The organism is Enterobacter sp. SORGH_AS_0287 (assembly GCF_031453695.1).
Classification (GTDB): domain Bacteria; phylum Pseudomonadota; class Gammaproteobacteria; order Enterobacterales; family Enterobacteriaceae; genus Enterobacter; species Enterobacter ludwigii.
Genome location: NZ_JAVIZW010000001.1, coordinates 3,918,952 through 3,933,767 on the forward strand (window position 1 = coordinate 3,918,952; position 14,816 = coordinate 3,933,767).

General features: G+C 55.9%; 9 protein-coding genes. 7 read left to right on the forward strand and 2 right to left on the reverse strand.

From position 1 onward, the window contains the following. Positions 1-14 precede the first annotated feature (14 nt). The 3 genes from glgC to glgP are packed head-to-tail and all read left to right on the forward strand — an operon-like array spanning position 15 to position 5,209. Positions 15-1,310: a glucose-1-phosphate adenylyltransferase gene (gene glgC / locus QE396_RS18570; protein ID WP_020884559.1), complete on the forward strand. Its 1,296-nt coding sequence runs from the start codon at positions 15-17 to the stop codon at positions 1,308-1,310. Beyond that, entirely contained in the window at positions 1,310-2,743 is a 1,434-nt protein-coding gene (glgA, locus tag QE396_RS18575) for a glycogen synthase GlgA (protein WP_020884560.1), read from the forward strand. Before glgC ends, glgA begins: the two co-directional genes overlap by 1 nt. An 18-nt stretch (positions 2,744-2,761) precedes the next feature. Continuing rightward, on the forward strand, positions 2,762-5,209 hold the full coding sequence (gene glgP, locus QE396_RS18580; RefSeq protein WP_014171981.1) for a glycogen phosphorylase: 2,448 nt from the start codon (positions 2,762-2,764) through the stop codon (positions 5,207-5,209). A gap of 87 nt (positions 5,210-5,296) precedes the next feature. Here the strand turns inward: glgP and glpD are convergent, their stop codons facing one another. Next, positions 5,297-6,805 (reverse strand): glycerol-3-phosphate dehydrogenase, encoded by a 1,509-nt coding sequence (glpD, locus tag QE396_RS18585; RefSeq protein WP_020884561.1) that lies wholly within the window; start codon positions 6,803-6,805, stop codon positions 5,297-5,299. A 252-nt stretch (positions 6,806-7,057) separates the two neighbouring features. Between glpD and glpE the strand changes: the two genes are divergently transcribed. From glpE to QE396_RS18600, 3 genes are read left to right on the forward strand one after another with little or no spacing between them, the layout of a single operon-like run. After that, entirely contained in the window at positions 7,058-7,390 is a 333-nt protein-coding gene (gene glpE, locus QE396_RS18590) for a thiosulfate sulfurtransferase GlpE (protein WP_020884562.1), read from the forward strand. 47 nt (positions 7,391-7,437) lie between these two features. Continuing rightward, positions 7,438-8,268, forward strand: coding sequence for a rhomboid family intramembrane serine protease GlpG (gene glpG / locus QE396_RS18595; protein ID WP_020884563.1), 831 nt, complete (start codon positions 7,438-7,440; stop codon positions 8,266-8,268). A 16-nt stretch (positions 8,269-8,284) separates the two neighbouring features. After that, positions 8,285-9,043: a DeoR/GlpR family transcriptional regulator gene (locus QE396_RS18600; protein ID WP_008503060.1), complete on the forward strand. Its 759-nt coding sequence runs from the start codon at positions 8,285-8,287 to the stop codon at positions 9,041-9,043. Positions 9,044-9,127: 84 nt separating this feature from the next. Here QE396_RS18600 and malT read toward each other — a convergent pair whose 3' ends face one another. Beyond that, positions 9,128-11,833 (reverse strand): HTH-type transcriptional regulator MalT, encoded by a 2,706-nt coding sequence (gene malT / locus QE396_RS18605; protein ID WP_020884564.1) that lies wholly within the window; start codon positions 11,831-11,833, stop codon positions 9,128-9,130. A 585-nt stretch (positions 11,834-12,418) separates the two neighbouring features. Here malT and malP point away from each other — a divergent pair. After that, a complete protein-coding gene (gene malP, locus QE396_RS18610) occupies positions 12,419-14,812 on the forward strand; it encodes a maltodextrin phosphorylase (RefSeq protein ID WP_020884565.1) in 2,394 nt (797 codons plus the stop codon). Positions 14,813-14,816: the final 4 nt, after the last annotated feature.

A 14,816-nucleotide genomic window follows, 5' to 3' on the forward strand; every position in this document is an offset into this window, starting at 1 on the left:
AAAAGGAGTTAGTCATGGTTAGATTAGAGAAGAACGATCCCTTAATGTTGGCACGCCAGCTACCATTAAAAACTGTTGCCCTGATACTCGCAGGCGGGCGTGGTACTCGTCTGAAAGATTTGACCATCAAACGCGCCAAACCTGCCGTCCACTTTGGTGGTAAGTTCCGTATTATCGACTTTGCGCTCTCCAACTGCCTGAACTCAGGCATTCGCCGCATTGGCGTCATTACGCAGTATCAGTCGCATACTCTGGTGCAGCACATCCAGCGCGGCTGGTCATTCTTCAGTGAAGAGATGAATGAGTTTGTCGATCTTCTGCCTGCCCAGCAGCGCGTTCACGGTGAGAACTGGTATCGCGGGACGGCGGATGCGGTGACGCAAAACCTCGACATTATTCGCCGTTATAACGCGGAATACATTGTGATCCTCGCGGGCGATCATATCTACAAGCAAGACTACTCCCACATGCTCATCGACCACGTCGAAAAAGGGGCGCGTTGCACCGTGGCATGCCTGCCTGTGCCTGTTGCTGAGGCGACGGCATTTGGGGTGATGCATGTCGACGCCGACGACAAGATTATCGATTTTGTCGAAAAACCGGCGAACCCACCGACAATGCCTGGGGACGATACCAAATCGCTCGCCAGCATGGGGATCTATGTCTTTGATGCCGATTATCTTTACGCGCTGCTGGAAGAAGACGACAAAGACGAAAACTCCAGCCACGACTTCGGCAAAGATATCATTCCGAAAATTACCAAAGCTGGCATGGCGTATGCACATCCCTTCCCGTTGTCCTGCGTGCAGTCTGATCCGAATGCTGAACCTTACTGGCGCGACGTCGGAACGCTTGAGGCCTACTGGAAGGCAAACCTCGATCTCGCGTCGGTGACGCCTGAACTGGATATGTACGACCAGAACTGGCCAATCCGTACCCACATGGAATCGCTGCCGCCGGCGAAATTCGTTCAGGACCGCTCCGGCAGTCACGGCATGACGCTGAACTCGCTGGTGTCCGGCGGATGCATTATCTCGGGGTCGGTGGTGGTGCAGTCGGTGCTGTTCCCCCGCGTGCGCGTGAACTCATTCTGTAATATCGATTCGGCGGTGCTGCTGCCGGATGTCTGGGTCGGACGCTCATGCCGTCTGCGCCGTTGCGTTATCGACCGTGCCTGCGTCATACCTGAAGGCATGGTGATTGGTGAAAATGCGGAAGAAGACGCGCGTCGTTTCTACCGTTCGGAAGAGGGGATCGTGTTAGTAACACGGGAAATGTTGCGGAAGCTGCAGGTCAAACAGGAGCGATAATGCAGGTTTTACATGTATGTTCTGAGATGTTCCCGTTGTTAAAAACGGGCGGTCTGGCGGATGTTCTTGGCGCATTGCCTGCGGCGCAAATCGCCGGGGGTGTAGATACCCGAGTTCTGTTGCCCGCTTTTCCGGATATCCGGCGTGGTATTCCAGATGCAAAGATTGTCACTCGTCGTGAAACCTTCGCCGGACGCATCACCCTGCTGTTTGGACATTACAATGGCGTAGGCATTTACCTGATTGATGCGCCGCATTTATACGATCGACCGGGTAGCCCGTATCACGATACGAACCTGTTCGCCTATACCGACAACGTGCTGCGTTTCGCACTGCTCGGCTGGGTCGGTGCTGAAATGGCAACCGGGCTGGATCCGTTCTGGCGCCCGAATGTGGTACACGCTCATGACTGGCACGCCGGGCTTGCACCGGCGTATCTGGCGGCGCGCGGCCACCCGGCGAAATCGGTCTTTACCGTTCACAACCTGGCGTATCAGGGCATGTACTATGCCCATCACATGAATGACATCGATCTGCCATGGTCGTTCTATAACATGCACGGGCTGGAGTTTAACGGGCAGATTTCGTTCCTGAAAGCCGGCATCTACTACGCCGATCACATTACGGCCGTGAGCCCGACCTACGCCCGGGAAATTACCCAGCCGGAGTTTGGTAACGGTCTGGAAGGGTTGCTGCGACAGCGCCATCGTGAGGGCCGCCTGTCGGGGATCCTCAACGGCGTTGATGAGCAGATCTGGAATCCGGAGACCGATCTTCTGCTGGCGGCACGCTATGGCCGTGATTCCGTGGAAGACAAAGCGGAAAACAAACGCCAGCTGCAGATTGCGATGGGGCTGAAGGTGAACGATAAAGTGCCGCTGTTCGCCGTCGTCAGCCGTCTGACCAGCCAGAAAGGGCTGGATTTAGTGCTGGAGGCGCTGCCGGGCTTACTGGAGCAGGGGGGACAACTGGCGCTGCTCGGTGCCGGCGACCCGGTGCTGCAGGAAGGTTTCCTTGCGGCAGCGGCGGAACACCCCGGGCAGGTAGGGGTGCAGATTGGCTATCACGAAGCGTTTTCGCACCGGATTATGGGCGGTGCTGACGTCATTCTGGTGCCGAGCCGTTTCGAACCGTGTGGCCTGACGCAGCTCTATGGCCTGAAATACGGCACGCTGCCGCTGGTACGTCGTACTGGCGGGCTGGCGGATACCGTATCGGACAGTTCTCTGGAAAACCTTGCGGACGGTATCGCCAGCGGGTTTGTCTTTGAGGACAGTAATGCCTGGTCGCTGCTGCGGGCGATTCGGCGTGCTTTCGTCTTGTGGTCCCGTCCATCTCTGTGGCGTTACGTTCAGCGTCAGGCGATGTCTCTGGACTTTGGCTGGCACGTTGCGGCGCAGTCGTACCGCGACCTTTATCAACGCTTGATGTAACGAGGCGAAGTTACTGATATGAATGCTCCTTTTAGCTATTCTTCACCCACGCTCAGCGTTGAGGCGTTAAAGCACTCTATCGCCTATAAGCTGATGTTCACCATCGGGAAAGACCCGGTCATCGCCAACAAACACGAGTGGCTGAACGCCACGCTGTTTGCCGTGCGTGACCGCTTAGTGGAACGCTGGCTGCGCTCTAACCGCGCCCAGCTCTCGCAGGAAACGCGGCAGGTTTATTACCTGTCGATGGAATTTTTGATTGGCCGCACGCTGTCCAATGCGCTGTTGTCGCTCGGTATCTATGACGACGTCAAAACCGCACTGGAAGAGATGGGGTTAGATTTAGAAGAGCTGATTGACGAAGAGAATGACCCGGGCCTCGGTAACGGCGGCCTGGGGCGTCTGGCCGCCTGTTTCCTGGACTCGCTGGCGACGCTGGCCCTGCCGGGCCGCGGCTACGGGATTCGCTACGACTACGGCATGTTCAAGCAGAACATTGTGGAAGGCCGACAGAAAGAGTCTCCGGACTACTGGCTTGAGTACGGCAACCCGTGGGAATTCAAACGACACAACACGCGCTACAAAGTGCGCTTTGGTGGCCGTATTCAGCAGGAGGGAAAAAAATCCCGCTGGGTTGAGACGGAAGAGATCCTGGCCGTGGCCTATGACCAGATTATCCCCGGCTACGACACCGATGCCACCAATACCCTGCGCCTGTGGAGCGCCCAGGCCAGTAGCGAAATCAACCTCGGTAAATTCAACCAGGGCGACTATTTTGCGGCGGTGGAAGATAAAAACCACTCTGAAAACGTCTCCCGCGTACTTTATCCGGATGACTCGACCTATTCCGGACGCGAACTGCGTCTGCGTCAGGAGTATTTCCTTGTGTCCGCGACGATTCAGGACATCCTGAGCCGTCACTATCAGCTGCACAAAACCTACAGTAACCTGGCGGAAAAAACCGCGATTCACCTCAACGATACCCACCCGGTGCTTTCGATCCCCGAGCTTATGCGTTTGCTGATCGACGAGCACAAGTTCAGCTGGGATGATGCGTTTGAAGTGACCTGCCAGGTCTTCTCGTACACCAACCACACCCTGATGAGCGAAGCGCTGGAAACCTGGCCGGTCGACATGCTCGGTAAAATTTTGCCGCGCCATCTGCAGATTATCTTTGAGATTAACGACTACTTCCTGAAGACGCTGCAGGAGCAGTATCCGAACGATACTGGCCTGCTGAGCCGGGCCTCAATCATTGATGAATCCAACGGTCGCCGCGTGCGTATGGCCTGGCTGGCGGTGGTGATCAGCCACAAGGTGAACGGGGTTTCCGGACTGCACTCGAACCTGATGGTGCAGTCGCTGTTTGCTGATTTCGCGAAGATCTTCCCGACGCGTTTTTGCAACGTGACGAACGGTGTTACCCCGCGTCGCTGGCTGGCGCTGGCTAACCAGCCGCTCTCCGACGTCCTGGACGAACATATTGGCCGCACCTGGCGTACCGATTTGAGTCAGCTGGGCGAGCTTGAACAGCACCTGGATTTCCCGGCGGTGAACAAAGCCGTGCGTGAAGCCAAGCTTCTGAACAAGAAGCGGCTGTCGGTGTATCTTGCGCTGCACCTGAACGTAGTGGCCAACCCGAAAGCGTTGTTTGATGTGCAAATCAAGCGTATCCATGAGTACAAGCGACAGCTCATGAACGTGCTGCACGTCATCACGCACTACAATCGCATCAAAGCCGACCCAACGGCCGACTGGGTGCCACGGGTGAAAATCTTTGCCGGTAAGGCGGCGTCGGCATACTACATGGCGAAGCACATTATTCATCTCATCAATGATGTGGCGAAGGTGGTCAACAACGATCCGGATATCGGTGACAAGCTGAAGGTGGTCTTTGTCCCGAACTACAGTGTGAGTCTGGCACAGTTGATCATTCCGGCGGCGGACCTGTCTGAGCAGATTTCCACGGCCGGTACGGAAGCCTCCGGCACCAGTAATATGAAGTTTGCCCTGAATGGCGCACTGACCATCGGTACGCTGGATGGCGCGAACGTTGAGATGCTGGAACATGTGGGGGCAGAGAATATCTTTATCTTCGGTAACACGACGGAGGAGGTGGAGGCGCTTCGCAGGAAGGGCTACTCGCCGCGCGAGTACTACGAAGAAGATGAAGAGCTGCGCCAGGTGTTGACGCAAATCGCCACCGGCGTGTTTAACCCTGAAGAGCCGAGCCGCTATCGCGATTTGGTCGATTCACTGATTAACTTTGGTGACCACTATCAGGTGCTGGCGGATTACCGCAGCTATGTCGACTGTCAGGACAACGTGGACGAGTTGTACCGTCAGCAGGAGAAGTGGACCAGCGCCGCGATGCATAACATCGCCAATATGGGGTATTTCTCATCAGACCGTACTATCAAAGAATATGCTGAAACTATCTGGCATATCGATCCCGTGCGGTTATAAAAAAACAGAGCCGGGTGGCGGCTTCGCCTGACCCGGCTTATGCGATCTGCAGGCCCGGGAAGCGTAACGCCACCGGGCTTTTTTACATCACGATGCTAATGACAGCTCACGCTTTCCCGCGTTCTGCGCCAGCCACTGCGCCACGCGCGACTGCTGCTCGGCATCCAGCCACATCCCTTCTTTGGTACGACGCCAGATGGCATCATCCAGGCGGCGCACCCACTCGTTCTCCACCAGATAGCGCAGTTCGGCTTCGTAGAGTTCGTGACCGAAATGTTCCCCCAGGTCGGCAAGCGTTTTGGCTTCACCCAGGATCCATTCCGTATTACTGCCGTAGGTACGGGCGTAGTGACGCGCCATCCCTTCGGTGATGAACGGGTAGCGACGGCGCAGTTTCGCAGCATAATCATCGCGGTTATCCCCGATATCGCCGCCAGGCAATACGGCACCTTTAGTCCAGGCCGGGCCAATGCCTTTGTAGTACGGCACCAGTTTTTCCAGCGCGTGTTCGGCCAGCTTACGATAGGTAGTGAGCTTGCCGCCAAAGACCGACAGCAGCGGTGCCTGGCCGTCCACGTCATGTATATCCAGCGTATAGTCGCGGGTGATGGCCTGCGGTGAGTCCGATTCGTCATCACACAGCGGACGCACGCCGGAGTAAGTCCAGACCACGTCATCGCGTGCCAGCTGTTTTTTGAAGTGCGCGTTATACACTTTCAGCAGGTAGCTGACTTCACTTTCGTCGATCTCGACATTTTTCGGATCGCCTTTGTACTCCACGTCGGTGGTGCCGATGATGGAGAACTCGTCCATCCACGGGATCACAAACACGATACGTTTATCTTCGTTTTGCAGGATATAGGCCTGCTTCTGGGTATGCACGCGTGGCACGACAATGTGGCTGCCTTTGATCAGGCGGATGCCGTACGGCGAAGGCAGGTGCATTCCCTCATCAAAGAACTGTTTCACCCACGGACCGGTGGCGTTCACCAGGCCGCGCGCTTTCCAGCTGAACTTCTCGCCGGTATCCACGTCTTCCGCTTCAACAACCCACAGGCCGTTTTCACGACGGGCAGCCGTGGCGCGGGTGCGGGTTTTCACCTCGCCGCCCTTTTTCACCACCATCTGCGCATTGGCAAGAACCAGACGCGCATCGTCTACCCAGCAGTCGGAATATTCGAATCCGCGCACGATTTCAGGTTTAAGGACCGATTCTGAGCCAAAACGCAAACCGGTCGATCCTGGCAGGCTGGTACGTTTGCCCAGATGATCGTACATAAACAGACCGATTCGAATCATCCACGCCGGACGCAGATGCGGGCGGTGGGGCAGGCGAAAGCGCATCGGAATCGCCAGATGCGGGGCCATTTTCAGCAGCACTTCACGTTCGGCCAGGGCTTCGCTGACCAGGCGGAATTCGTAGTGTTCCAGGTAGCGCAGGCCACCGTGGATCAGTTTGGAGCTGGCGGACGAGGTCGCGCAGGCGAGATCGTTAGCTTCCAGCATCAGCACGGATAAACCGCGTCCTGCAGCATCGGCCGCAATCCCGGCACCGTTGATGCCACCGCCTATCACAATCAGATCTTTGGTTTCCATAACACCCTCACGCACTTTCGTTAAAGCTCAGAAATGTTCGATATCGCTCATAATAGCAAAGGAACGCGCTTTTGGTAACATCAAAAAAACAATTTAGAGTGATATGGATAACATAATGGCGTTTACCCGCCGCCAGGACGTACACTACGGGGTAAAATAGTGCCGCTTGATGCCCTCGCCCATCCTTCTCACTTCAGGAGAGAGTGGGGGTGAGAGGAAGCGCACCACACCTGAATATAAGATGAGAGCACCATGGATCAGTTTGAATGTATTAACGTAGAAGAAGCCCATCAGAAAATGCACCAGGGAACGGCTGTGCTGGTGGACATCCGCGATCCGCAGAGCTTTGCGATGGGCCACACGCCAGGCGCGTTCCACCTGACCAACGACTCCCTGGGCGCGTTTATGCGCGATAACGACTTCGACACGCCGGTGATGGTCATGTGCTACCACGGCAACAGCAGTAAAGGTGCAGCGCAGTACCTGCTTCAGCAGGGCTACGATGCGGTTTACAGCGTTGATGGCGGCTTCGATGCCTGGCATCGTCATTTCCCGGCAGAAGTTGAATACGCGTTTGAGCGCTGATACCGCTATACTGTCCCCTTTTGTGTGGAAATAAGCGACGGCTGCCCATGTTGATGATCACCTCTTTTACCAACCCGCGCGTCGCCCAGGCGTTTGTCGACTATATGGCGACGCAGGGCGTTATTCTGACCATCCAGCAACATCATCAGACCGATGTGTGGCTGGCCGACGAGAGCCAGGCCGCGAGGGTAAATGAGGAGCTGGCGCGATTCCTTGAGAACCCTGGCGACCCGCGCTATCTGGCCGCAAGCTGGCAATCAGGCCAGACGGGCAGCGGGCTGCACTATCGTCGTTTTCCCTTCTTTGCCACCGTGCGCGAACGCGCGGGTCCGTTTACGCTGCTGCTGATGGCGGCCTGCATTATCGTGTTCATTATGATGAACGTGGTCGGCGACCAGAGCGTCATGATCGCCCTGGCATGGCCCTATGACCCTTCACTGGACGTTGACGTCTGGCGCTATTTTACCCACGCGCTGATGCACTTCTCGGTGATGCATATTCTCTTTAACCTGCTGTGGTGGTGGTACCTTGGCGGTGTCGTCGAGAAGCGTCTTGGCAGCGGGAAGCTGATTGTGATCACCGTCATCAGTGCCCTGTTGAGTGGCTATGTGCAGCACAAATTCAGCGGCCCGTGGTTTGGCGGATTATCAGGTGTTGTGTATGCCCTGATGGGCTACGTCTGGCTCAGAGGTGAGCGCGATCCTGAAAGTGGCATCTATCTGCAACGCGGGTTAATAACCTTTGCGTTAATATGGCTAATTGCCGGATGGTTTGATCTGTTTGGTATGTCTATCGCCAATGGTGCACACGTCACCGGGCTGGCCGTTGGGCTGGCGATGGCGTTTGCCGACACGCTCCATGCGCGAAAACGAACATAATTCTCAGGGATAATTGATGAAACAAACACAACGTCATGACGCCATTATCGAACTGGTTAAAAAACAGGGATATGTCAGCACCGAAGAGCTGGTCGAGCAGTTTGCCGTCAGCCCGCAGACCATTCGTCGTGACCTGAACGACCTTGCCGATCAAAACCGTATTCTGCGCCACCACGGCGGGGCGGCGCTGCCGTCCAGCTCGGTCAATACCTCATGGCATGACCGTAAAGCCACGCAAACGGCGGAGAAAGAGCGCATTGCGCGGAAAGTCGCCAGCCAGATCCCTAACGGGGCGACGCTGTTTATTGATATCGGCACCACGCCGGAAGCGGTCGCCCATGCGCTGCTGGATCATGAAAACCTGCGCGTCGTGACCAATAACCTGAATGTCGCGAATACCCTGATGCAGAAAGACGATTTCCGCATCATCCTTGCGGGCGGCGAGTTGCGCAGCCGCGACGGCGGCATCATCGGTGAAGCGACGCTCGACTTTATCTCTCAGTTCCGTCTCGATTTCGGCATTCTCGGGATCAGCGGTATCGACAGCGATGGCTCCCTGCTGGAGTTTGATTATCATGAAGTCCGCACCAAGCGCGCGATTATTGAGAATTCACGCCATGTTATGCTCGTGGTGGACCACTCCAAGTTTGGCCGTAACGCGATGGTGAATATGGGCAGCATCAGCATGGTTGATGCGGTTTATACCGACGTGATGCCGCCGGCAGGCGTGATGCAGGTGATTAAGGATAATAATCTGCAGCTGGAACTGTGCTGACGTAAAAGCAAAACGGCAACCGAAGGTTGCCGTTTTTAGTTTCTGCAAAACAGGCCCGGGTGAGGGCACCCACGCGCACCAGAATTACACGCCGTACCCCATCATCTTCAGCAGCTGCTGTGCATGCTGCACCGCATCCTGACGATGGGCGACGCCCAGCTTCTGATAGAGATTGCGGATATGGGTTTTGATGGTCGTCGCTGCCACCGCCAGTTCACCGGCGATCTGCTCGTTGCTGTAGCCTGAGTAGATCAGCCCCAGCACCTGCCATTCGCGCTGAGTGAGCGGGCTGGTGCGGATCAGTTCCGGTACTTCCGGATGGTTCAGCAGACGTTCCACGAAGTTCTCATCAAAGTGCGCAAACTTATGGCGATGGTGCTGGTTAATTTCGCGCAGAATACGCTGGGCACGATGCTGATCCAGCTCTGGCAGCGTATTGAGTTGAATCAACTGTCGCAGCTGCTGGGCCATCACTTCACCTTCAATGACAAAGTGGCTGATAAACCCGGTGCGGTTCGCCAGCTGCAGCGCTTCCAGCAGGACGCGCTGGGCATCGTTTTTGCGGCCCGCCTGCCAGTAAAGCTGGTTCAGCAGAAGGAGGTTGCGGTTGAGATCGCTCATCAGCCGCAGGCTGCGGGCGTTTTCATTAAGCTCTTCCAGCACGATTTCGGCAGGTTCTAATTCACCGAGCAGGATCTGGACGCGGGCAATATTGCGCCACTGGCTCTGCAGGAAGTGGTTGTTGGCAAATTCCGGTTTAGGGGTCTGACGTAACCAGTTGGCGGCGGATTTTTTGTCGCCGGTCATCTGCCAGTAAATCACCCGCACCTTATCGGCGTTGGACACCCAGTCGCTGTGGTACTGACCGTTACCGAGCAGGTTTTCCAGACGGTTAAGGTGGTTGCGGGCGTTATCGAGATCGCCACGCGCCAGCGAGCACTGAACCAGCAGCGCCAGACACTGCAATTGCTGCTGTGGCTGGAAGCTGGAGAGAACGTCCACACCCTGACGGGCGCAGCTTTCCGCTTCATCCAGACGCGACCATGCCCAAAGGAGCTGTGCACGAATGCGCAGCAGGAACTCGTGCATCGGCAGCTGTTCCAGATGCTGCTCACGAATCAGCTGGAAGGCCTTTTCCTGATTTTCCCAGGCGGCCTGCAGGAACCCCTGCGCAAATAAAATTTCACTTTGCTGGATCAGGCTCCACAGCGCGTAATGCCAGACATCGTGGCGGCGGGCCATCTGTTCAGTTTGTTGCATGAGCGAAAGGGAGCGCGTCAGCTCGCCTTTGCAGTGCAGAACTTCACCGTGTACCGAGGTGGCCACAATACGGCTGTAGAAATTGGCCAGCGGCAGTTCATCCAGCGCAACCATCGCCAGGCGCTCAGCCTCTTCCGGGTCACCGTCGTTAATCGCCACCTGCGCCCGCAGGGCGTTGAATTCGCCGTGCAGGGTGGCATCCATATCGCTTTCCATCTCCTGCTCGGCACGTGCCAGCAGGGTATTTACTTCACTGTAGCGATGCTGGCTCTGCATCAGCCAGGCCTGCAGCAGCACCAGGCGCGGATTTTCCAGCAGGCTCTCCCACGGCAGGGCTTTCAGTGACTCTTCAAGCAACGTCAGCTCGCTGTGGTTAAACAAGCCCCATGCGTGGTTAAGGAGGATATCGCGCAGCATGCCGGCATCACCGGCGGCAAGCGCGTGGTGAATCGCCTCGCTCGGGAAACCTTGTGCCATCCAGCTTTCGGCGGCGGCGCGATGGATTTCCGGCAGTTCCGTTGCAAGCTCCCACTGACAGCGCTGGCGCAGGAAGCTGCCAAACAGTGGGTGATAGCTGAACCACTCGCCGGGATCGTCCATTCGGGTCAGGAACAGGCCCTGGCGTTCAATCTCTTCCAGCTGCAGTTGACCGTTTTCACAGCCGGTCACGCGCACGATCAGCGCGTCGTTCATGGAACGCAGCAGAGAACTTTTGAGTAGGAAATTTCGGGTCGACGGATCAACGCTGTTCAGCACTTCGTCGACGAGATAATCAGAAAGATGGCTCGCGTTAATCCCCGCCAGGCGACGCGCAGACTGGTGCGTCGGGCTGTTATTTTGCCGGGCAGAGAGAGCAATCAGCTGCAGCGCCGTCGCCCAGCCGGCGACATCATCACACAGGCGGCTGCTTTCGGAGGCCTCAATTGGCGAGTTCAGTCGACAGTCAAAAAACTGTTTGGCTTCCTGATGGGTAAAGGCCAGCTGCTGGCTGCCGACTTCCAGCAGCTGATCGCGCACGCGCAGGTTGGCGATGCCCAGTTGCGGCAGGTTACGCGACAGCACGACCAGGGTCAGGTTTTCCGGCTGATGACGCAGGAAGAAACGCATCGATTCATGGATAACCGGGTTAGTGATGAGATGATAATCATCAATCACCACGTACAGCGGGCGATGCCATTCGGCCAGTTCGATAAACAGCTGCGAGAAAAGGGAAGACAGGCTGGCGTACTGGCGCTTTTGCACCATGACCTCACTGGCGACGCAGTGTCCGTTGGTTGCCTGCTGAATGGCGGCAATCAGATAGCTGGCAAAACGCTCTTGCTGGTTATCGCCCTCATCAAGGGAGTACCAGCCAAGGTCGCTCTTACCTGCGGCCCATTGCGAAATGAGCGTTGTTTTTCCATAACCTGCAGGGCTCGTAACCAGCGCCAGTCGGAAATTATGCGCGCCGGAAAGTTTAGCCAGCAGACGCTCGCGGACCACTGTATGGTCAAGACGAACCGGGCGACTTAATTTAGACGGAATCAACATAGTTTTCACTTCACTGTGGGGAACGAGAGAATTTATTTTTTTTGCGCTTCGTAATTAATAGCTATAAGGTCGGCCAGAAAGAGAACTATTGCAAGTTATGTCTGGGTTTTGTGGCTCTGAATTTGCACTCTGTCACAAAACATTCAGGCGAGTACCGGAACTTTTCCAGAATGGCTTTAACACCGCGTCAGCGCTGGCTTGTCCCAGTGTCACACGGTTACGCTGAAACTGGTTTCAGAAAGGTATAGTGACGTCAAATTTAATAAAGTTCGGGTAAAGTTGAGTGAGATTAATAATCCCCTTAGGTAAGGCCCCATTGCAGAAATATTATTCTGCGTAAGTAATCATTTCGGCGCGGATTAATTTCATCCGAAACTGTATTTCATTTTTTTGACATTCTCCCCGGTTATCTTTTTTTCTTCCTGGCACACTCGCACTATGCTCTCAGAGTGGCCTTGATCACACTTTTATGCTCATCCCCGCTACTCCTCCCTGCCTAATCCCCTGCGGGATGAGGAAGAGGCGAAATGAGCCTGGCACACTAGCGCCAACATGTGTTTTCTCTCTACAGGATGCCAATTCCCTATGTCACAGCCTACCTTTAACAAAGCTCAATTCCAGGCTGCCCTGACGCGTCAGTGGCAGCGTTTTGGTCTTCACGCTGCAAACGAGATGACGCCTCACCAGTGGTGGCAGGCAGTGAGCGGTGCGCTCGCGGAGCAGCTGAATGCTCAACCGTTGGCAAAACCGGCGAAAGACCAGCGCCACGTTAACTACATCTCAATGGAGTTCCTGATTGGCCGTCTGACAGGTAACAACCTGCTGAACCTCGGCTGGTATCAGGAGGTGGGTGATGTGCTGAAAGAGCATGATATTAACCTGACCGACCTGCTGGAAGAAGAGATTGACCCGGCGCTGGGTAACGGTGGTCTGGGACGTCTGGCGGCCTGTTTCCTTGACTCGATGGCCACCGTCGGTCAGTCGGCCATTGGCTACGGTCTGAACTACCAGTACGGCCTGTTCCGTCAGTCGTTTGCTGATGGTCATCAGATGGAAGCGCCGGATGACTGGCACCGCAATACTTACCCCTGGTTCCGCCACAATGCACAGCTTGATGTGCAGGTGGGCATTGGTGGTAAAGTCACGAAGCAGGGGCTGTGGGAGCCTGCGTTTACCCTGACCGGCGAAGCCTGGGATCTGCCGGTGCTGGGCTACCGTAACGGCGTGGCGCAACCGCTGCGTCTGTGGCAGGCAAAGCATGCTCATCCCTTCAACCTGACCAAATTCAACGACGGCGATTTCCTGCGTGCCGAGCAGCAGGGGATTGACGCCGAGAAACTGACCAAAGTCCTTTACCCGAACGACAACCATCTGGCGGGCAAGAAACTGCGTCTGATGCAGCAGTACTTCCAGTGTGCCTGTTCCATTGCGGATATTCTGCGTCGTCATCACCTGGCGGGCCGCAAGCTGGCGCAGCTGCCAGACTTCGAAGTGATCCAGCTTAACGATACGCACCCGACGATTGCGATTCCTGAACTGTTGCGCGTGCTGATTGACGAGCACCAGCTGAGCTGGGATGACGCATGGGCGATCACCAGCCGTACGTTTGCCTATACCAACCACACCCTGATGCCTGAAGCGCTGGAGTGCTGGGATGAGAAGCTGGTGAAAGCCCTGCTGCCGCGTCATATGCAGATCATCAACAAGATTAACGACGCGTTTAAAAAGCAAGTGGATAAAACCTGGCCGGGCGACAAAGCGGTGTGGGCGAAGCTGGCTGTGGTACATGACAAACAGGTGCGCATGGCGAACATGTGCGTGGTGAGCGGTTTTGCGGTGAACGGTGTGGCGGCGCTGCACTCGGATCTGGTGGTGAAAGACCTGTTCCCGGAATACCACCAGCTGTGGCCGACCAAATTCCATAACGTGACCAATGGCATCACGCCGCGTCGCTGGATTAAGCAGTGCAACCCGCTGCTGGCCGGCCTGCTGGACAAAACCCTGAAGAAAGAGTGGGCCAACGATCTGGACCAGCTTATCAATCTGGAAAAGTATGCCGACGACGCGGCATTCCGCGAGCAGTACCGCGCCATTAAGCTCGAAAACAAAGTGCGTCTGGCGCATTTTGTCAAAGCGCGTACCGGCATTGAGATCAACCCGAACGCCATTTTCGATATTCAGATCAAACGTCTGCATGAGTACAAACGCCAGCATCTGAACCTGCTGCACATTCTGGCGCTGTATAAAGAGATCCGCGAGAACCCGCAGGCTGACCGCGTACCGCGCGTGTTCCTGTTTGGGGCGAAAGCCGCACCGGGCTACTACCTGGCGAAAAACATTATCCTCGCCATTAATAAAGTGGCCGCGGCCATCAATAACGATCCGAAAGTGGGTGACAAGCTGAAGGTGGTGTTCCTGCCGGACTACTGCGTCTCTGCAGCTGAGATGCTGATCCCGGCGGCGGATATCTCCGAGCAGATCTCCACGGCAGGGAAAGAAGCTTCCGGTACCGGCAACATGAAGCTGGCGCTGAACGGTGCGCTGACCGTCGGTACGCTCGACGGCGCGAACGTCGAGATCGCCGAAAAGGTGGGGGAAGAGAACATCTTTATCTTCGGCCATACCGTCGAAGAAGTGAAAGCCCTCAAGGCCAAAGGTTACGACCCGGTGAAATGGCGTAAGAAAGACAAAGTTCTTGATGCGGTTCTGAAAGAGCTGGAAAGCGGTAAGTACAGCGATGGCGATAAACATGCCTTTGACCAGATGCTGCACAGCATGGACAAACACGGCGGTGACCCGTATCTGGTCATGGCGGACTTTACGGCCTATGTGGACGCGCAAAAACAGGTCGATGTGCTGTATCGCGACCAGGAAGCGTGGACCCGGGCGTGCATTCTGAACACCGCCCGCTGCGGGATGTTCAGTTCTGACCGCTCAATCCGTGATTATCAGGCTCGTATCTGGCAGGCAAAACGCTAAGGAA

Bases quoted from the DNA above. Each gene is read 5' to 3' on its own strand.
- glgC (WP_020884559.1), top strand. From the start codon at position 15: ATGGTTAGATTAGAGAAGAACGATCCCTTAATGTTGGCACGCCAGCTA.
- glgA (WP_020884560.1), top strand. From the start codon at position 1,310: ATGCAGGTTTTACATGTATGTTCTGAGATGTTCCCGTTGTTAAAAACG.
- glgP (WP_014171981.1), top strand. From the start codon at position 2,762: ATGAATGCTCCTTTTAGCTATTCTTCACCCACGCTCAGCGTTGAGGCG.
- glpD (WP_020884561.1), bottom strand. From the start codon at position 6,805: ATGGAAACCAAAGATCTGATTGTGATAGGCGGTGGCATCAACGGTGCC.
- glpE (WP_020884562.1), top strand. From the start codon at position 7,058: ATGGATCAGTTTGAATGTATTAACGTAGAAGAAGCCCATCAGAAAATG.
- glpG (WP_020884563.1), top strand. From the start codon at position 7,438: ATGTTGATGATCACCTCTTTTACCAACCCGCGCGTCGCCCAGGCGTTT.
- QE396_RS18600 (WP_008503060.1), top strand. From the start codon at position 8,285: ATGAAACAAACACAACGTCATGACGCCATTATCGAACTGGTTAAAAAA.
- malT (WP_020884564.1), bottom strand. From the start codon at position 11,833: ATGTTGATTCCGTCTAAATTAAGTCGCCCGGTTCGTCTTGACCATACA.
- malP (WP_020884565.1), top strand. From the start codon at position 12,419: ATGTCACAGCCTACCTTTAACAAAGCTCAATTCCAGGCTGCCCTGACG.